At 67.1% G+C, this 18832-nt stretch carries 15 protein-coding genes and 1 pseudogene; 7 read left to right on the top strand and 9 right to left on the bottom strand.

Going from position 1 to position 18832, the window contains the following annotated elements:
* Positions 1–137 precede the first annotated feature (137 nt).
* Both B141_RS52990 and B141_RS0127830 read left to right on the top strand, forming a co-directional pair.
* The gene (locus B141_RS52990) at positions 138–500 is read left to right on the top strand and encodes a GNAT family N-acetyltransferase (RefSeq protein WP_084678565.1); all 363 of its coding nucleotides are present in this window, start codon (positions 138–140) and stop codon (positions 498–500) included.
* A gap of 330 nt (positions 501–830) precedes the next feature.
* The gene (locus B141_RS0127830) at positions 831–1724 is read left to right on the top strand and encodes an arginase family protein (protein WP_026257632.1); all 894 of its coding nucleotides are present in this window, start codon (positions 831–833) and stop codon (positions 1722–1724) included.
* A 173-nt stretch (positions 1725–1897) separates the two neighbouring features.
* Here the strand turns inward: B141_RS0127830 and B141_RS0127825 are convergent, their stop codons facing one another.
* The 6 genes and pseudogenes from B141_RS0127825 to B141_RS47925 form a co-directional block, all read right to left on the bottom strand.
* Entirely contained in the window at positions 1898–2545 is a 648-nt protein-coding gene (locus tag B141_RS0127825; protein WP_020578470.1) for a class I SAM-dependent methyltransferase, read from the bottom strand.
* 152 nt (positions 2546–2697) lie between these two features.
* Positions 2698–4044 carry a serine hydrolase domain-containing protein gene (locus tag B141_RS43155; RefSeq protein ID WP_020578469.1) on the bottom strand — a complete coding sequence of 449 codons (1347 nt, stop codon included), beginning with the start codon at positions 4042–4044 and terminating at the stop codon, positions 2698–2700.
* A 372-nt stretch (positions 4045–4416) separates the two neighbouring features.
* Complete coding sequence (locus B141_RS0127815; protein ID WP_020578468.1) at positions 4417–4869, bottom strand: tetratricopeptide repeat protein; 453 nt, start codon at positions 4867–4869, stop codon at positions 4417–4419.
* Between the two features lie 70 nt (positions 4870–4939).
* Positions 4940–4987: pseudogene (locus B141_RS52985) on the bottom strand (hypothetical protein); the annotation flags it as partial.
* A gap of 650 nt (positions 4988–5637) precedes the next feature.
* Positions 5638–6159, bottom strand: coding sequence for an AAA family ATPase (locus tag B141_RS0127795; protein WP_020578464.1), 522 nt, complete (start codon positions 6157–6159; stop codon positions 5638–5640).
* Between the two features lie 8 nt (positions 6160–6167).
* The gene (locus B141_RS47925) at positions 6168–6464 is read right to left on the bottom strand and encodes a site-specific integrase (protein WP_157181342.1); all 297 of its coding nucleotides are present in this window, start codon (positions 6462–6464) and stop codon (positions 6168–6170) included.
* Positions 6465–7111: 647 nt separating this feature from the next.
* On the opposite strand from B141_RS47925, the gene B141_RS49750 reads away from it, so the two are divergent.
* From B141_RS49750 to B141_RS43140, 4 genes are all read left to right on the top strand, one after another.
* Complete coding sequence (locus B141_RS49750; RefSeq protein WP_020578462.1) at positions 7112–7288, top strand: hypothetical protein; 177 nt, start codon at positions 7112–7114, stop codon at positions 7286–7288.
* A 534-nt stretch (positions 7289–7822) separates the two neighbouring features.
* Positions 7823–8497 carry a hypothetical protein gene (locus B141_RS43145; protein WP_157181341.1) on the top strand — a complete coding sequence of 225 codons (675 nt, stop codon included), beginning with the start codon at positions 7823–7825 and terminating at the stop codon, positions 8495–8497.
* A gap of 612 nt (positions 8498–9109) precedes the next feature.
* The gene (locus B141_RS0127770) at positions 9110–9487 is read left to right on the top strand and encodes a VOC family protein (protein ID WP_020578460.1); all 378 of its coding nucleotides are present in this window, start codon (positions 9110–9112) and stop codon (positions 9485–9487) included.
* A 238-nt stretch (positions 9488–9725) separates the two neighbouring features.
* Positions 9726–10784: a phosphotransferase enzyme family protein gene (locus tag B141_RS43140; RefSeq protein ID WP_020578459.1), complete on the top strand. Its 1059-nt coding sequence runs from the start codon at positions 9726–9728 to the stop codon at positions 10782–10784.
* A 38-nt stretch (positions 10785–10822) separates the two neighbouring features.
* On the opposite strand, the gene B141_RS0127760 is transcribed toward B141_RS43140, so the two are convergent.
* From B141_RS0127760 to B141_RS43130, 3 genes are read right to left on the bottom strand one after another with little or no spacing between them, the layout of a single operon-like run.
* Positions 10823–11866 (bottom strand): prenyltransferase/squalene oxidase repeat-containing protein, encoded by a 1044-nt coding sequence (locus B141_RS0127760; protein ID WP_020578458.1) that lies wholly within the window; start codon positions 11864–11866, stop codon positions 10823–10825.
* Complete coding sequence (locus B141_RS46205; RefSeq protein WP_020578457.1) at positions 11863–16611, bottom strand: ATP-binding cassette domain-containing protein; 4749 nt, start codon at positions 16609–16611, stop codon at positions 11863–11865. Before B141_RS46205 ends, B141_RS0127760 begins: the two co-directional genes overlap by 4 nt.
* Positions 16612–16626: 15 nt before the next feature.
* Entirely contained in the window at positions 16627–17676 is a 1050-nt protein-coding gene (locus B141_RS43130; protein ID WP_020578456.1) for a phosphotransferase enzyme family protein, read from the bottom strand.
* 483 nt (positions 17677–18159) lie between these two features.
* On the opposite strand from B141_RS43130, the gene B141_RS0127745 reads away from it, so the two are divergent.
* On the top strand, positions 18160–18825 hold the full coding sequence (locus B141_RS0127745) for an alpha/beta hydrolase (RefSeq protein ID WP_040422505.1): 666 nt from the start codon (positions 18160–18162) through the stop codon (positions 18823–18825).
* Positions 18826–18832 lie beyond the last annotated feature (7 nt).

The following is an 18832-nucleotide window of genomic DNA, read 5'->3' as shown; positions in this document are numbered from 1 at the left end:
CGATCCCAGACCGCCCAGTCGACGCGGCCATCCCTGACATCGGCCGACCAGCCCCACACCGACCAGGCCATGATCCCGCTTACCTGCAACGAAATCCGACACAAACGCGCCACCTACACCCGACCTCGCCACCACCCATGGCACACCGAACGATGGAGCCGATACCGCCGACTCCACCAACACCGAGCCAAACTCTGCCACTACCACCGACGAAACCAAGATCACGATCTACGGCTGTAGTACTAGGAGGAATTCAGATCCACCCGGCCTTCCAGGGCAACGGAATCGGCACCCACCTCATCACCGCACTGATCCAGGAGAGCCGATCCACCGCCAAACCTCTGCATCTCGACGTCGACAGGAACAATGTGAGAGCGCGCAGGCTCTACGAGCGCTTGGGCTTCGAGCAGCACGCCGAGTCCGAGAGGGACTTTCACATGACGTTCCACCCGGATCGCGTCGTACGGCAAGAACAAGCCGGCGAGGACCTCAACCGCTGACCGGCCGACGTTCGCCCTTCCCGGTATGTACGTGCCCGCATCGGGTCTCATGAGGGTCAAGTTGCCTCTGACCTGCAAAGGCGCCACACCAGCGTCGACGAAACCGGCCGACATTCGCGACGAGACCGCCGAAAGCCCGCAGCTGCAGACCTCGGCTCCGAGGACCGGACGCGGGTAGACGCGAGACGTGGGTCACGAACACGAACAAGACAGTAGGTGTCCGGATCAGCCCATAGCGTCGGTGACTCCAGCCGAACCCGGAGTCCCTTGGAGGTTCGATGAGTGGTGCCGACAGGAAGGGCTGATGAGAGTATGAATGGCATTGCGGAAATGAGTACAACTCTAGGTTTGCTTGGCGTTCCGTCGAGCGCGGCGGCCCACTGGCCCGGACAGGAGAAGGCGCCGGCAGCATTAAGGGCGGCCGGTCTGATCCGCCTATTAGGCGAAGCCGGGCTTGAGGTGGAGGACCATGGCGACCGCCCGGTCGTCCGGTGGCGGCCGCACCCGACCGAGCGGCGGCCGCACAACCTGAGTCAGGTCCTGCAGGTCCTGTCCGACGCCCGAGCGCAGATCAATTCGATCTTCGAGGCCGGCCAGCTCCCGCTCGTGGTAGGCGGGGAGTGCACGCTTGCGATCGCGCTCTACAGCGCCGCGGTTGCGCACGACGAGGACGTGGCGTTGCTGTACTTCGATGGCGGTCAGGACCTGTCCAATGCCCCGGACAACCCGGAGAGCGTCCTGGACGGGCTCGGCGTCGGTCACATGCTTGACCTACCGGGCACGGCTCCCGCCCTGGCCAGTTTCGGGCCCCGACGGCCGCTGCTGAGTCCGGAACGGCTGTGCTTCTTCGGATACGGTGACCCGGAGGAGGATCGGGAGGGCCTGGTTCCGAGCACTCGTTTCCCGGCCAGCGACGTCAGGCCCGACCCTCGAAGCGCCGCGCGCCGGGCCGTGCAGGCCCTCGGCGCGGATCGCTTCGTGGTGCACTTCGACGTGGATGTGATCGACTTCTACGACCTTCCCGTCGCCGACGTACCGCTGTACAACAGAGGGCTGACGAAGGCCGAGGCGATGACCGCACTGTCGGAGTTCGTGGCACATCCGGGGTTCGCCGGTATGACGTTCGCCGAGTTCAATCCCGACCATGGCGAGCCGGACGGCTCCACGGCCCACGTTCTTGCCAAGGCTCTCGCCCAGGCCCTCGGGCCGTTGGCGAAACCGTAGCGCCCGAGCGCTCGCGCCCGGCTTCGGCCCGCGGCAGCGCAACGGTTGCGGCGGCGGCGCCCAGGCGCCGCCGCCGCAACTCGGTCGACTTCCAGATGCCCTGAACCAGCCGCCTTCAGCCGGAGGTTCCAGCGCACGAGCTCGCCCCGTTCCGGTTCTCCCAGCGTTTGCTCTCATCTCGTCGAGGTCGCCGGCTGCCTGTAGATGAGGGAGTACCTCCAAAAGACGCGACGTCGGATGACGGCGCCGGGCAGAAGCCGTGCCGCTTCTGTTCTGATCTCCGGCAGCGTCATCTGCGCATTCATCGACGGTGCCGGTCCGGAGCCTGCCACCCGGCTGCCAAAGCGGGCCTTCGCCCGCACGACCGCTTTCGCAGCCAGGTTCGCCGGGGCCGCGACCAGGTCGGGCAGGTAGTCGGCTCGTGTCGCATAACGGCAAAGGCCCAGGATGGCCAGCACGCCACCAGGGGTCAACGCATCACGCAGTTTCGTGATCGTCTCCGCGAACGGCATGTGATGGACGCTGGCGAGGCCGGAAATGAAGTCATAACGCGCAGTGCCCAGGTCGTAGTCGGCAAGGTCTGCCTCGGCGTAGCGGACGTTGGGTGTGTCGTGGGACAGCGCACGCGCCTGGGCGATCACTTCGGGCGCACGATCGATGGCTTCAACCGTTTGTGCACGCTGAGCCAATCGCCTGGCGAACAAGCCGGTTCCGCATCCGATGTCGAGTGCTCGATCGCATTGCCGTGGTACCTGGCGCAGCAGATACCGGTGATAGAAGTCGTTGTGGTTGAAGTCAGGCTGTGCGTTCGTGTCAGGCATGCGGATGACGCTCCCTTTCGGCGGTCGTACCGGTGCGAAGCGGCTGGTGGTTCGTCAGCTTGCCACGAGGATGCAGGTTCAAGCGCACGCCAATCACTGCACCGTCCCGGGCAGGTCGCACAGGGGGACCAGGTACCCCGCCTCTTCAATATCTAGAGCCGGTCGCAGGCGATGGTCTGCCCGTTCTGGTCGAACGTGAGAGCGCCGTCGCAATTCAGGCGCAGCTTCGTCTCGGTCGCCACCGAGTTGAACACCGTGGTGCCGTCGTCGTTCGTACCCGTGAACGTGAACGTCATTGGTGCTTGTCCGTTGAACGTCACCCGCAAGTTGTAGTCGGCTGGCGTGATCTCCAGCTCGACCCCGTCGCGCAGTCGGTAGCGGCCCGCGATCTTGGCGAGGGTCGATTCGGTGGGCAGCTCGGGATCGTCGACAGTCATCGGGAAGTCCGGCCAGTCGTACACCTTCGCAATCGCGGCGAACGCGCGTTGCACCACGTAGATTCCGAGGTCGCTGTTTGTCATCACTGCCGCGCCGACACCGGCGTCTTGGTAGGCGAGCAGGTGGCACTTGAAGCCTTCGTTCCCGCCGCTGTGCCCGAACCTCGCTGCCCCACCGACGGAGACGAACGGGCCGAGGCCGACCGCGGACAACCCTCCGATCCGCTCCGTCGCGGGGACCTGCGGGGTCAGCATCTCGCGCGCGAGATGCTGCGAGATCAGCGCACCCGGCGCGCCGGCGTAAGCTGCCCGGACCGCGAGCGCGTACCTGCACAGGTCGCTCGGCGTCGTCCACAGGCCGGCGGTCGCCATCTCGGGGTAGACGTGCCAGCCGCCCGCGACGACAGCGCCGGCGATGTCGTGGCCCGACGCCAGCCTGTCGTACGCCTCCGCCGGTGGCGGCTGGGTGTAGTCACTGTCGCCCATGCAGAGCGGGTCGAGGACGAGCTCGCGCATCAGCGCTGGGAAAGGCGTGCCGGTCACATCCTCGAGCAGCAGCTGCATCGCGAGCGTTCCGCCGCCGGAGTAGCGGAACTGTGTCCCCGGGACGGTGTCCACGCGGACGTCGAACGTGTTCGCCGGATGGCTTCCGCAGAGGATCTGCACCGTGGTCGGCAGCTCATCGGTTCGCTTGTAGCCCGGGAACCCGGACGTCGTGAGGCCCGCCGAGTGGCTCGCCAGCTGTCGCAGCGTCACGACAGGCTGCCAGTCTGCGTTGCGCGGCAGCCGCCATGAGGTCAGGTAGGCGTTGATGTCGGAGTCCAGGTCGAGCACGCCACGATCGACCAGCCGCAGCATCGCCAGCGCGGCGATCGGTTTGCTGATCGAGCACGCCTGGAATCTCGTCGTGCCGGTCACCGGCCGCGTCTCACCGGCCGCCTGAACCCCCGACGTCCCAGCCCTGGCGATCTGGCCGCTGTCGATCACCACCCAGCTCACTCCAGGCACACCGAACTCGGCGCGCGCCTCCTCGATGACGGTCCCATAGGTGGGCTCACTCATCCCGTGTCCCTTCCGTCCCGTGGCATATGGTGTCGTCCATATGACACCGTATCGACGTCAGTCAACGCCTATATAGCGTCATTTGGCCGTCACCATGGCCCCGATCGGCCGACCCAATGCCGCTATCGCCTCGGTCTGAGTGACTGGCCGTCCGCGCCGTCCGCGCCGTCCGCGCCGTCCGCGCCGTCCGCGCCGTCCGCCGGCGTCGGTGGGAGCATCGTCGGGGCTACGGGCGGGTCTCCCCAGGCGATCTTTGTGCCGCCGTGCGGTGACTGGATCGCGGTCTCGTGGTTCTGGGTCCCATACCAGCGGCCAGCTCAGCGCCTCGCTCCAGAAGGGGCCGACCTCCCGGGTGCCGTCGCCGCTGTCGGGTCAGCGCAGCAGTTCGACCAGGCGCTCCAGGCCCCCTCTGATCAGCTGCCCATACTCGTCATCGCCAAGCGCGCCGATCGTGGCCTGCGCCTGCTGGAGGTGTTCACGAGCACGGTCGAGATCGCCCAGCTTGCGGTAGCACTCGCTCAGGTTCAGGTGCAACGACGGGTACAACCCCGCCACCGGAAGCGTCACCCCAGCCTGCGCCACGCGCGCGTCGGTGAGCAGGTCGGCAGCCGCTAGCGCTCGCTGGTCCCAGACCAGCTCCTGGCGCACGTCGTCTTGCACATCGGCCATCGCGTGCGCGAGTGTGCAACGGTGCAGGGGGTCCCCTTGCTCGCCGCCGATCTCGTCCCAGATCTCTGTGAACAGGAGGCGAGCGGCTTCCCGCTCGCCCTGATGGCTGCGCTGCACCACCTCGCCGATCCGGAGGATCGTTGGATCCGTGATCACTAGTGGATTCCTTCCTGCGAAGTTCGCGGGCGAGCGCCTCGGTGACGGTCTCTCTGGGGTCGAGGTGGCCGCGGGGGATCGCCCACTGGCCACAGTCAGACCGACGTATCAGCAGCACCTGGTGGTCGGCGCCGTCACCGGAGGCTCCCACTCGATCCCGTTCCGTCACTGACACACTACTCTCCGCAGTCGTCCTCGCACGCCAGGCTCCGGCCTGCACTCCGCGAGTCGCGGGGAGTATGCAGAGAGCCTCCGATGCCGTACGTCCTCCTGGACTGCGGGGAAAACGCTTGGAGCTCGGCCACTTCGCTGATCCGTAGGGTCGCGAGGATGGTCACGACGTCGCCCAGCACCGATGTCCGCCGGCCTCGATCGCCTTAGTTACAAGGCGATCCAGCGTCGCCACGTCGGGGAGAGCGAGCTCGCGCGGGTTCTGTGGCTCGTCGTCAGCTTCGCCATGGGATCGCTTGCCGACGGTCTTACGCCGCACTCGCGCAGCCGTAGCCCAGCCGAGTACGGGTCGTAGGTCGACGTGGAATCGATCGCTCTCGACGTTGCTGAACCACTTCGATGTCGACGGTGAGTCGGACGCCGAGCGGGGGAGTCCTCTCCGGGGAGAGTGGTCAGCCACAGGAAAGGCCACGCAGAGGCTGTCGACGCTGGCGAATAGCTGTCCGGGCGAAGGGAGAACGGCTCTCAGGAGATCCGTCCGGGTCCAGCCTGGGCCCGGATAATGTCCACAGGTACGGGCCGGTTACCGCGTTGCATTCAGAGAAGGCGATGCTTGTCGGCGATCAGCCGGGCGACGTCCGCCGCGTTGACGTGCGTGGTATCGATGACGTCGCCAGCTTGGTCAAGCCACGGCCGGGCACCGTGGTAGGCGGCAAGGTGGTCGAGACGCCACTGGCGATTGTTGGGGAAGGCAGTGTTATTTTCGTCGTCCCCCTCGATGCGCTTGACGAGGGTGTCGTGGTCCGCGTGGAGGACGACGTGGTGGACCTGGACATCAGCCTTTTCCAGGCCGGAGCGGATCTCTGTCCAGTACTGCTCGACGAGCACAGACTGGACGACCACGAGAACCCCGCCGAGATACTTGAGGAGTTGTGAAGCGGTCTCCACGACCAGGTGACGCCATGGCGGCCAGTGCTGGAAGTCCCCCAGCTGTGGCAGATCCCGGACGTGCCTCAGCATGCCGCCGACCTCTTCAGCGTCGAAAATCCTCGATGCTGGGACGAGTTTGACGAGTTCGTTGGCGGTGGTCGTCTTTCCTGCGCCGAAGGTCCCGTTCATCCAAATAATCACATCGCGAGCCTAGCCACGTGTTCCCCGTGTGATCCAGTCGTCCGCGTTCGGGCCAGGTCACGGCGTGGCTGGCCATGTGCGGGGGAGTGGCGGGGGGAGAGAAGTACGGACCAGATGCGTGCGGGGTCCTGGTGACCCGCGACCCGCTGGAGGATGTGCAGCTCGATCACGGTGTCCGCCATCCAGGTGAGCGTTGTGTGTTGGAGTCCGTGCCGGACCAGGCCGGGGAGCCCGAGGTCGGTGACGAGGGTGTCCCACCCGGTCGCGTGTCTGAGTGTCGCTGTCGTGATCACGCCCCCGGGCGGACCCGCGAGCAGCCTTGCCTGAGGACGCCGCTCGTGCACCAGGACGTTGCAGCGTCGGACGTAGCGGCTCGGTGATCGGTACCGTCCGGCGACGACGACCCTTTGTCTCCTTCGTGACCAGGCCGCCCCTGCCGGGGTAGGTCTGGCGGTGCAGAGCAGACCAGTTCCGAGACCTACCGCGTCGCCTGGCTCATCCCCGACCTGATCCGCGACCGCATGACCGAGGCATACGCCGTACGCCTCCTCGACGCCCTGGACGACCCAGACCACCCGATCTCCGCACGCACGACGGCGTACACCTCCTCACCGCCTCGGCCGGAAGCTGGGGGACTCCGGAGGTCAGCTCTTGTCCTGTACCAGGTGATACGCGACCGGGCGAGCATGTTCCAGTTGGCAGCGGGTTCAGCTGGGCTGCGATGGCCGGGCTTCCTCGACGTCCTCGCGAAATCGTCCGCGGCTGCGCATGAGTTCGAGTGCTTGAATCGCGGCCGGCCGGATCGTGGCTGGCCATCCGGAACGAATGAATTCGCTGTCCGAGCAGAACGTGGTGTTGCTTCGCACGCCGCCTTGAGTAGACGCTGGACTCGATCGAGCGTCTGGACCTCATTGGGCGTGAAGTAGGACCATTCCCGCCAGTGCCACGGCAGATCATCGTTGATCACGTCGAAGAACTCCTCGACATACTCCACGATGCCAACCGTTCGAACGCCTTCATCACCGTCGCTCAGTGCCTCAAGCGCTTCCATAGCGCGGTTGCGCAGCCGTTGCTCAACAAGGCGCTTGCTCGGGCAGTCGGGGCTGTTCATGCCTGAACCATAGTGAGCAGCTGGGACAGTGCTGTTGGATGGTTTCGCGACCTCTTCAAGCCCACGTCGGCCCGAATGAGGCTGGCTCAGCCGGTTCGGACGAAAGTAGAACGGCCTCGACGCTGTAGACCTCACGCCCTCCCTCGCCAACGCCGCCGCCCACGAGAAGGGTCGCCAACCAGCGAAGGCCAAACGCGGCCAGTGTCAACCATCACCCGAGACGCGGACCGTCAAGCATCACCTGAGCCAGGACACCGAGGTCAGCTCTTGTCTTGCGACACCTGATGCCGCGACAATTTCCCGCCAGCTGATGCGCGACGGGTGGTCTAGATAGCTTAGGAGGCCGTTCGCGGCGACCTGCCGTGATCGTAGCCGCAGTAGGCCGGGCTTGCCGGAATGGACCAGCGACTGAATCCGGGGTTCGGAGCGATTGGCCTGTGGGGAGGCGTGGTGGGAGATCTGTCGCATGTTCTTTGGATCGGTGGCCCGGCTGCTGCTGGTAAGACGACGGTGAGTCGCCTGCTGGCGAGGCGTCACGGCTTGCGTTGGTACAGCGTTGATGACCACACGTGGCAGTACTGGGATCGGGCCGCAGCGGCAGGTGTGGCGTTGCCGAGCAGTGGCCCGGGCGACTTCGACCGTGGTCCCATGATCGGTAAGGACCTGCTGTCACTATCCTGGCCGCTGGTGGTGGTCGAAGGTGCCCTCGTTACTCCGGACCTGGCCACGCCCACGGGCAATGCGGTGTGGCTGATGCCCTCGCAAGAGGAGCAGCGAGCCAGGCTTGAAAAGCGCCACCCGGAGGGCGTGCACCATGGATATCTGTGGGGCTGGCAGCTGGTCCGGAATCAACTAGATGCCGCTCCGGACGCGGCCACGATCATCGTCGACAACCAGACTGTGAGCCAGACACTCGCCGCGGTTGAGAATCACTTCGCCGAGTGCCTCGCAGCGGGCCCAACAGCGCGGAGCGTGCGTGAACGGCAATCCCTGCTGCGCTACGCCAATGAGGTCGCCGTCACCCACTCCCTCACAGGGGTTGCGCGAGCCCCTGTACCGCGGGATGCCAGCACGGTCATCCGCGCGTTCGACTGCGAATGCGCCGCACCGACCTGTGACGCCCTGGTAGATCTACCCGTCAGCGACGCGGCCGCTGCGCTGGCCGCCCCACCGCCAGCGCTCCTCGCGCCCGGACATCACGCTCCCATCCGGTGATGTCTAGCCTGCGACCACAAGCCGGGACACGACGCGACGGTGCGGGTGTCTAGATGCGTTGGGACAGGCGTTGCCCGCACACGGAGATGACGCCGGTGCGGTCGGCCAGCCGCTGCACTCGCACATGTTCCCCGACGGCGGTACCACCAGGTCGAACTCGACCGGCCCACCGCCCCAGTCCTGTCGCGCCGGCAGGAGCTGCTCCTCGAGCGCTTCTGGCTTCTTGCGCACAGCTTTTTCTCGAGCGCGGTCTGCTCGACTGGGCAGAGTGGTGGTTCGGTCGGCGCAGGTTCGGATCCAGCCACGACCGTCGGCGGCAGCCACAATTCGACCAGGTTCTGCTGTTCGGCAAGGCTCCGCTCTCATCGGACGGCCACCGCAAGCGGTTACCCGGAACCTGCACAGGGTCGCAAGGCCAAGCCTGACGGTCTCCGATGTCGAGCCTTGCCACCCTGCCCAGAACCCGGGTACGGGAGAGGAGTCCTTTCAGGGCCGCTCTGTTCTGTCAGGATTGTCGCGAGCCAACAGCGACAAGCACCGCACCTGCGTTCACGATGGGCGCCCCGAGGGACAACAAAAGCCAGCCCGGTCTGGGCGGGAGGAGAGAAGCTAATGGCAGCGATTCGCGAGATCGTGTTCGACTGCGAGCGCCCATCCAAGCTGGCGTGCTTTTGGGCTGGCGTGCTTGATGGGTACGACGTCCGGGCCTACGACAGTGCCGAGATCGAACGGCTGGCAAGCCTGGGGCTGACCCCGGAGACCGATCCGACGGTCGCTGTGGACGGTCCAGGACCGATCCTGTTCTTCCAGCAGGTCCCTGAGCACAAGTCGACGAAGAATCGAGTCCACCTCGATGTCGAGGCGGCAAGTCGGCACGAGGAAGTCGCCCGGCTGGTGGCGCTCGGTGCGTCAGTCCGGAAGGAATTCGATGGGCGGACGCTCATGCAGGACCCGGAGGGGAATGAGTTCTGTGTTACTGAGGCACGTTGACGGCAGCAATCCGACGGAATTGAGGCGTGGCGCGGGGTCGATCGCCTCCACGCAAACATGGCCCCCACGTGCTCCTGAACGGCCCTAATCAGTCCTCAACAACCAACGTTAATAACGAGCAGTCCACGGTCAGTAGTTCTGGAACCGGCGGGTGACCTGCGCACGAGAACCCACTCGTAATGCGTTGGTCTGGGGAGTAGCACCGGGGGAGTGGTGAAATGATGCATAGTTGGGCGGCATGACGCAACGCGAGCGCGTGAAGCATCTGACGAGTCCGGGCCTACCGGACGAGCAGCTGGTCGCAGACGTCACGAACGCGTTCGGATTGGGCAGCCCCTCGAGACTGGAGCCACTGACCACTGGCTTCATGAACCGCAGTTGGCAGGTGACGACATCGGCAGGCACGTTCGCGGTCAAGCAGATCCTCGACCACAGCCCCGACCAGGCCAGGTGTCAGCACGCCGTCCTCGATGCCCTGGCGGCACGGGGGTTTCCGGCACCGACCCCGGTGGTCTTGCCCGACGGTGACACCTTGCTCGACCACGCGTGCGGCAGCTTCACGCTCACCCCGTGGATGCCAGGGGTACTCCGCGAGGGTGTCGATCTCACACCAGCCGAGTGCACGGCGGCTGGCCACCTGCTCAGTGAGCTGCACCACCACCTGGACGCCGTGCTCCCGTCTGAGCCAGACGCCGCCGTATCCCACCACCGCGAACCCGCCACGGATCCACGCGCGGCGCTCGACGCCATCGACCACTACGCAAGCCTGATTGAGGCCCGACCGGTACCCGACGAGTTCGACGAGCAGGCCCGCCGGTTGCTCCGGACTCGGCGCGAGCACATCACCGCGCAGTCGCATCGACGGCCCGTCGGCAGTACCTGGCTGGGCCCGTACGGCTGGATGCATGGCGACTTCCAGCAGTTCAACCTGCTGTGGGAGCACGGGCGCATCAACGCCGTTCTGGACTGGGACCGGCTCTGTTTCGGCTCGCTGCTCGGTGAAGTCGTACGCGCGGCGGTCTTCCTGTTCATGAGCCGTGAGCGAGGTAACGTCGATCTGGACCGGGTGTCGGCGTTCATCGCCGGTTACCGTGCGACCAGGCCTGTGACCGACGCGCAATTGGCTGACGCCGTGCACCGCTGGTGGTGGGAGTACCTCTGCGGGCTCTGGCCGTTGGACTGGCACTACGACCACGGTGACACCTCCTGCGACCAGTTCTTCCTCGCCGGATCGGCCCTGCTGTCGTGGTGGTATGAGCACCACAACGCAGTCGTCGAGTCCTTCACGCGTCCATGACCCGACGCCCGGCGGGGTGTGCCCCGCTGGGCGTCGGGTCAGTAGCGGCGGCGGCCACGTTTGTAGGGGGTGAAGCTGGCCGGTTCCTCGTTGCCGATCCAGGCGCCGTCGGCCAATCGGCGGAGGCTGCACTCGAGGTCGAAGGTGAGCCATCGGGAGAGCTGCGGGTGGGCTTGGTGTTCCCAGAGGCCGTAGAGGCCTCGAAGTGTTTCGAGCCAGGTGACGAGGTCGCGTACGCGGCGGTCATCAGCGGAGACGCCGCATCGGGAGGCGAGGTCGAGGAGGAAGGCGAGATCGAAGGTGACGTAGAAGGTGACCTGTCCCATCGCCCGCTCAAGCCCGATCAGCCGGGAGACTTCCCAGCCGAGGGTCGATTCGTCTCGGGTCTCCCGTGCGAGGAGGTGGCCGACGCCGACGCGGGCCGCGTCGGATCGGTTGCGCTGGGGGTGCAGCGCGAGGCAGGCCACCGCGCCAGTTGTCGCCGAGCGGCACCCCTCCCCGTGTGTGAGCCGCCGGTAGTCCTTTTCCGGCAGTGAGGGCCGTCCGGGACCTCCGAGGTCGGCTTTGGGTCCGGCGGGCCAGGATCCGTCGGGGAGGCGTTCGCGGAGGAGCCATTCGTAGGCGCGTTCAGTGCGAGGGTCGGCGGCGAACCCGGCCGCGGCGATACCCCGCAACGGCACGACGGTCTGCATGGTGACGAAGCGCGGGCCGTCGGATGGTGCCAACCCCGGTGGCGCTCCCCTTCTCGGCTTGCGTGCGGGCTGGTCGTTGTCGTCGTCGAGCCGCAGTGGCCACGAGCCGTCCGGCTGCTGGTTGGCGAAGATGGCGTCGACGGCAGTGGCAAGTTCGGGGCCGCGGTAGCCGAGGTACGCGAGCTGGCAGAGCAGGTAGCCGGCGGCTTGAGGCCGCCGCTCGGCCGCCGACAGTCGTGCGAGGAGCGACTGGACCGCGAGGCTCTCTCCGATCTCGCCCCGCCAGGCCTTGACGTCGTCATCGTCATCGGGGGCGCCCTCGAGCTCGATAGCCGTACGCCACCGCAACGACGGGGACGGATCTCCGAGCAGGAGCGTTGTCATGTTCATGTGAGGGCTTCGAGGATGTACGGCGCGGTTGCTGTGTCGGCCTCGGCGAGTTCTTCGGGCCGGCCCTCGAAGACGATCTCGCCACCGTCTGGTCCGGCACCGGGCCCCAGCTCGATGAGCCAGTCGCAGGTTGCGAGTAGGACGGGATCGTGCTCGACGACCAAGACGGTGTTGCCTGCTTCGACGATCGCGTCGAGGGCGCGGGCGAGCCCCGCGACGTCGGTTACCTGCAGACCGACGGTGGGCTCATCGAGTACGTAGAGGCTGCCCGCCTTGGTGGGGCGGGCGAGCTCCTTGGCGAGCTTGAGCCGCTGCGCTTCACCGCCTGAGAGGCTCCAACCGGGCTGGCGGACGATGAGGTAGCCGAGGCCGAGCGCGACTGCGGCGCCGCCCACGCGATGGACGCCGTCGATGTCGCCCCACTCCTCGAGGAGTTCACCGATGGTGAGGGCTTCGATGTCGGCGAGGGTTCGGCCCCGCTCGACGAGGGCGGCGACCTCGCGGCGGTAGCCGGAGCCGCCGCACGCGTCGCAGGTCTGGGTCACCGACGGCAGGAACGACATGTCCTCTTGCCAGGTCCCTTTGCCGCCGCAGGCGTCGCAGCCGTAGGCGAGGTCCTTGATCGTGATGCCCTGCTCGCGGGCCACTTCGCTCGCGGCGAACGACTTGCGGGCGGCGTTGATCAGCCCGAGGAACATGCCGGGTGAGGTGATCTCAGCGCGGGCTTGGTCGGCGACGACGGTGCGGACGGGCGCGCCCGAAATAGCGTCGTGGAGACCAGGTGCGACGCGGATGACGCCGCTGCGGGGGATGTTGGTCTTTGGTCGCGCCAGCCCCAGTGCGATGGTGTCGACGACGAGCGAGGACTTTCCCGAGCCGGACACACCGCAGACGCCGACTTGCACACCGAGCGGGATGCGGACATCGAGGCCGCGCAGGTTGTTCTCCCGCGCGCCTGTGACGTACATCCACCCTGTTGGCTCGCGGCGGTCGCGGCGAGGGATCGAGACGCGTCCGTCGAGTACTGCCCGGGTGACCGACTGGGGGCTGTCGAGGTCGATGAGGCGGCCGCCGGCTCGTCCGGGACCGGGACCTATCTCGATGACATCGTCGGCGGCGCGGATGAGCGTGGGGTCGTGTTCGACGGCGATCACGGTGTTGCCGGCGTCGCGGAGCTCGGTCAAGGTGCGGGAGAGCGCGCTCACTTCTCGCGGATGCAGGCCTCGGGATGGTTCGTCGAGCAGCACGGTCATGCCGACGAGGCCGCTGCCGAGCACCGACGCCAGCTTGATCCGCTGCGCCTCACCCGCGGACAAGGTCCAGGTCGCCCGGTTCAGGTGGAGGTAGCCGAGCCCGACAGAGCGCAAGTAGTCGAGACGGTGCAGCGCGACTGTGCGTGCGTCCGCCGCGTGTTTGTCGTCCGGCTCGTCCATCGATGCCAGTAGGTCTTCGAGCTCGACGAGCGACGCCGAGAACAGGTCGTTGCGGTCGCGACCTTCGAGGCGAGTCGTCAAGTAGGGAGCGCGCAGCCGCTTGCCGCTGCACTCGGCGCAGGGGAAGGCCTTGGTGTCCGCGCCGCCCAGGTCGTACTGGGCCCAGTGGTTCATCCCGATCCAGGACACCAAGGAGAACTCGTTGGTGGGCGACGGGTCGCCGAACATGAACGTCTGGCGGGCTTCTTCGGTCAGCTCCGACCACGGCGTGGTCTCGAGGTCGAACCCGTGCCGCTCGGCGAACGCACGCAGCGAGGCGTGGCCGCCGGTGCCTTCCTTGCAGAAGTAGCCGAGCAACGCCATCGATGCCGACGTCATCGCCGACGGACCCCGGCCGCTCGCGCGGAAGCAGCCGGCGCAGATCGGTGAATCGGGCTGCACGACCCACCTGTCGAAATGGAACTGCCGCGTCACGCCGAGCCCCACGCACTGCGGACAGATGGCAACCGGCGACCCCATGAGGTGGCGCGGCTCGATCGGCACCGCGCTCGTCACGCAGTCGCCGCAGGCCCACGCTGCTTCCGGCGTCGGTGAGGACCGGCGAACGTTGTCGCCACCGCACGCGAGGCACGAGCGCACACCGGCACGCGCCAGGACGAGGGACATGAGACGGTCGAGGTCGCTGGACCGGCCGACGGTCGTCCGGGCGGCATCCCAGACGTAATTCCCGGGCCCACCTGAGTCGAAGATCGTGCCGGAAGCGTCGATGCTCATCGTCGGACCCAGCCCGGTGAGCGAGTCGACTGGAGCTTCCGGTCCTTCGCGCACCGACTGGCGCTCGTAGACCGACAGGCACTCGAGCAGCCGCCGGTTGGCCTCCGCCGCGACGACGTCGCGGACCAACGACGACTTGCCCGAACCCGACACGCCCGTCACAACGGTGAATCGGCCCTTGGCGAACTCGACGTCGACACCCTGCAGGTTGTGGGCGCGGGCGCTCCGCACCCGGATGGCATCGCTCGACCGCCTTCGCGTGCGTGGCTTGGCCCGCGGCGTCACCTTCGATCGTTTCTCGGCAACGGGCGTGCCGCAGTGCTGCAGTCGTCCGCCCTCAGGGCCACCGCCCGGGCCGAGATCGATGCGCCAGTCGGCGGAGGCGATCACGTCTGCCTGGTGTTCGACGACGACCACCGTGCAGCCGTTGACCGTCAGCTTGTCGAGCACGCTGAGGAGTCGGTCCAGGTCGCCAGGGTGAAGCCCCGTGGTGGGCTCGTCGAGCAGCACGAGGTCGCCGGCCTTGGCCTTGGTCACCTCGCGGGCCAGCCGCACTCGTTGCGCTTCGCCACCGGAGAGGCTGGGCGAGGGTTGGCCGAGCGTGACGTAGCCGAGTCCAACCTCCTGCAAGGTCTGGAGGATGCGGGTCACCGACCGGTGCTCGACGAACAGCGCGTTGGCCTCGTCGACGCTCAACTCCAATACCTCGGCGATCGACCGACCTTCCCATGTTGCTTCGAGGACCTCGGGCCGGTACCGGCGGCCGTCGCAGGCCTCGCACGGCACCCAGATGGGCGCCAGGTGGCTGAGGCTGATGGCGACCGCCCCCATCCCCTCGCACTCCGGGCACGCCCCTTCGGCTCGGTTGAACGTGAACTCCGACGCGGACCGCCCGGTCTCCTTCGCGAACACGTCGCGGATCCTGTCGAACACCTTCGTATAGGTCGCCGGATTCGAACGCGGGTTGTTGCCCAGGGGTTTCTGATCGACAGCGACCGCGCGCACCGGCGGCGCGTCGAACGTGACGCAGCCGACCGGCGCGCCTTCGCGCAGAGACGCCAGCAACACCTCACGCGCCAAGGTGGTCTTACCGGCTCCCGACGGACCGGTGATCACCGTGAGCGATCCCACCGGGATCTCGCAGTCGACGTTGCGCAGGTTGCGCAAGCTGGCGCCGGTGATGCCGATCCGCTGATCACCGATCACATGGGGCGCGCGCTGGACACGGGTTGGCGCCGAGAAGCCGCGGCCCGATGCGGTGTCGGCGCGCCACAGCGCGGCGGGTGCCCCTTGGAAGACGAGTTCGCCACCGCCGCGGCCTCCGGCAGGGCCGATCTCGACGACATCGTCGGCCATCGCGATCGCGGTGCGGTCGTGTTCGACCATCAGCACCGGCCCCGGCAACGATGCGATGGCATCGAGGAGTCGTGTGAGATCGGTGTGGTGCAGTCCGATGGTCGGCTCGTCGAGGACATGCAGGAGGTCTTCGAGCCGGCCCCCGAGCACGACCGCGAGTCGCGTCCGTTGTGCCTCTCCGCGCGACAGCGTCGGCATGGACCGGTCAAGCGTGAGATGACCGAGTCCCAACGTGACCAGGGGCCGCAGCCGCCGCAGCAGCTCATCCTGCACTCGTGCCGCACGGAGTCTGACCGGAAGTTGCTCGACGAACTCGAGGACCTCGCTCACCGAGCGCGCAAGCAACGCGGTCAGGGTGACACCGGCGATGCGATGCGACGACGTGTCCACCGACGCATCACGAAACGCCGGCGGCTCCAGCGGCCGGACCCAGCCCGAGCAGCTCGGACAGATCGGCGCCCGCAGCACCGGCGTGCCGCCGAGACGGACCTCTGGTGAGCCCAACGCGTCGGCGCGCTCGAGGATGGCGCGAACCTCCGCCGCGGGGGCGCCCGCGTGGAGTGTGGCGATGCGTACGACCACATCGTGCGGGACCGTCGGGTCGAGCCGCGGCACGCGGCTGGAGTTGTTCGCCGCCCACGGACGCCCGTCGATCGTGACCGCATCGAATTGGCCCCGCAGGCCGGCTAGGAGACGCGCGTGGCTCCGGCGAAGGCCGCGGACGACCGCCACTTCCACCGAGAGGCGGCCTGCAGCGGCGAGCATGTCCAAGGCGATCGCGAGCCGCTCTTCGCGCGACACCGCCCGTACTGGCACCTGGCAACGCGGGCAGGTGACATCCGCGAATCGGGCGTAGAGAATGCGCAGGAAAGGGTGCAAGCCAACTGATGTCGCGACAGTCGAAGCCGGGTTGACGTTCAGCACGTTCTGGGCAATCGCCACCGCCGGCCCCAAGCCCTCGATGCTGCGTACCTGCGCGGCTGGCACGCGTGCCCCTGGACGTCCCAGCCCCAGCGACTCGAGGAACCGACGCCGCGCCTCGGTGTAGACCACGTCGAACGCGAGCGACGACTTCCCCGAGCCGGACACACCGACGACGGCGGTCATGCCGGGACCGAACGTGACGTCGACGTCCCGCAGGTTGTGCTCGGACGCGCCGAGAACCTTCAGCTCTTTCCCCATCGCCGCGGACCCGATCTATTTGCGGAACGCGGCTCGAGTCGCGGCTGCGGCTGCGCGGATGTACTCGGGATCGAACCACTCGACCTCGCCGCCGTGGTGCCTATCGATGTGACGCCGGTAGTCGAAGCCCATGAGGTACAGCGGCCGTATGTACATCACTGCCTCGAGTCGGTCGAGTTCGTCGTCGGTCAGCTCGACGTGTCGGCGGTAGGCGTTGACGCCCGCGTCGATCATTTCCTCATTGAGCCAGGTGCCCCACATCAGATAGGCGAAGTCGGCGAGTCGCGGACCCCGCCCAGATGCCTTCCAGTTGATTGCGACTGGCCCTTGCTCGCTCACGACTGCGTGATCGGGGGCGTGGAGGAGGTTGCCGTGGAGCAACGCCTCGGGAAGACCGTGACCGTCGTCGGCCGAGCGCACCTGGTCCCGGATCTGCTCGAATCGCCTGCGATGGGCCGCCGCGACCTTCGTGTCCACGGCGTCGAGAAACGACAGGGTGGCCAGCAGATCCTGACGCGGCGTGCCCTCACGGCTGGGGTCCTCACCACTCGCTCCGCCTGGGCGGCTGACGGACTCGTCGAGCGGCAGCGCGTGCAGCCGTCCGAGCAGGTCACCCATAATGGCGAACTTCTCGGCACCATCGGGAAGCGGGACGCCTTGGATGTGCCGGGTCACGAGGACCGCGCTTCCGTCGAAGTCAGACACAGCGTCGTCGACCGCCAGACGCTCCGCGGGGAAGTCGTGCCGCTCCAGGAATCGCAGGATCGTGGCGTCGCCCTCGACGCCGGCCCTCGGACGGGCGGGAGGGAACGCGCGGGCGATCCACGGGTCGCCGTCATTCCTGTCGATGCGGAAGACGTAGGTCTTGTGCACACTGACCTTCGTCGCCGCGACCGGGTCGATGCCGTAGCGATCCCGAAGGTGGGCGAGCAGTCGCTCAGCAGTGGGCTCGTGGTGCATGCGGGTACCGAGACCCTCTAGATCGGTCAGCGCTTCGGTGTAGCGCTGCCCCGTCTCCTTAGCGTGACGCCGGACAACCTTCTTGAAGCTGCCGTCCCTGGTCATGACAAGCCTTCCCCTTGACACCCTTGCCCCCCAGCGACGCGGTGTTGAGAGATGGCCTGTTGACAATCGACGACCGAGAGGGCAACTCCCCTTCGCTACTGGAACCCCAGCTGGGGCGGATGTTCCACAGCTCGGCGACCGGTCGGCGCCGTGGCGCCAATCTCCCCGACCGGCGTAGCGCTTGTCAAGCGTTCCGCTGCGAGTCGGAGCGCCACTCGAAAGTGCTGCGATCAGCGGTGCCGGCGCCGTCCGTCGTCTGATAGGAACAGGCAGGCTCCTCGGGTTCGCCACCCAAAGGTCAGCACTCCGATCGTTGGCGCGCGGGCAGATCGATCGCGGAGGGTGACGGTGCCGGCGCTGTCGATAACGGAGTATCACCCCTTCACCGACCATCCACAGCTCTCCGGTTGGCTCTCTTTCGAAAAGGATCGAGGTGCGAGTCATGGAGACCAAGCAGCCATCGGCGCGAACGGTGACGAAGCGGTGCGGATCGACCCGATAGCGGGGGAGCTCGTCACCGAGACGTTCGAGTACGACGGCGGGCGGCAGGCCACGGTGTACGTGCCTCCCGATCCGCCGGAGGCAGTCGTGTTCGCCGGTGACGGTCAGTTGATCTCGCAGTGGGGCGGGTACCTCGAGGCGGTCGACGTACCGCACACGATGATCGTCGGTGCCTACCGGACGGCCGATGAGGATGAGATGGCGCGCATCAAGGAGTACTCACCGCCATTCGACGAGGAACGGTTCGCGGCGCACGAGAGGTTCTTCGTCGAGGACGTCCGCAGCTGGGTGCGGTCGCGCTTCGGCGTCGCGTTGCCGGCCGAACGCACAGCGGTCTGCGGCGTGTCGGCGAGTGGAGAACTCGCGCTCGCCATGGGGCTTCGGCATCCGGACATCTACGGTGCGGTCTTCTCCGCCTCGCCGGGCGGCGGCTACCGCCCGCCAGCCGTGATGCCGAACCCACTTCCACGCACCTACCTCGTCGCCGGCACGTTGGAGCCGTTCTTCCTCGAGAACGCGACCCGGTGGGCGGACGCGCTGCGCGATGCCGGTGCGGACGTTGTGATGACCGAGCGGGTCGGGACCCACGGTGACCCGTTCTGGCAAGCCGAGTTCCCGCTGATGGTGGCCTGGGCGTTCGGACGCTGAAGCAATC

The organism is Actinopolymorpha alba DSM 45243 (assembly GCF_000373925.1).
Lineage (GTDB): Bacteria > Actinomycetota > Actinomycetes > Propionibacteriales > Actinopolymorphaceae > Actinopolymorpha > Actinopolymorpha alba.
This window is presented reverse-complemented; position numbering and strand designations above follow the sequence as displayed.

Bases quoted from the DNA above. Each gene is read 5' to 3' on its own strand.
- B141_RS0127770 (WP_020578460.1), top strand. From the start codon at position 9,110: ATGGCAGCGATTCGCGAGATCGTGTTCGACTGCGAGCGCCCATCCAAG.
- B141_RS0127830 (WP_026257632.1), top strand. From the start codon at position 831: ATGAGTACAACTCTAGGTTTGCTTGGCGTTCCGTCGAGCGCGGCGGCC.
- B141_RS0127825 (WP_020578470.1), bottom strand. From the start codon at position 2,545: ATGCCTGACACGAACGCACAGCCTGACTTCAACCACAACGACTTCTAT.
- B141_RS43155 (WP_020578469.1), bottom strand. From the start codon at position 4,044: ATGAGTGAGCCCACCTATGGGACCGTCATCGAGGAGGCGCGCGCCGAG.
- B141_RS43130 (WP_020578456.1), bottom strand. From the start codon at position 17,676: ATGACCAGGGACGGCAGCTTCAAGAAGGTTGTCCGGCGTCACGCTAAG.
- B141_RS0127795 (WP_020578464.1), bottom strand. From the start codon at position 6,159: ATGAACGGGACCTTCGGCGCAGGAAAGACGACCACCGCCAACGAACTC.
- B141_RS43140 (WP_020578459.1), top strand. From the start codon at position 9,726: ATGACGCAACGCGAGCGCGTGAAGCATCTGACGAGTCCGGGCCTACCG.
- B141_RS52990 (WP_084678565.1), top strand. From the start codon at position 138: ATGGCACACCGAACGATGGAGCCGATACCGCCGACTCCACCAACACCG.
- B141_RS46205 (WP_020578457.1), bottom strand. From the start codon at position 16,611: ATGGGGAAAGAGCTGAAGGTTCTCGGCGCGTCCGAGCACAACCTGCGG.
- B141_RS0127760 (WP_020578458.1), bottom strand. From the start codon at position 11,866: ATGAACATGACAACGCTCCTGCTCGGAGATCCGTCCCCGTCGTTGCGG.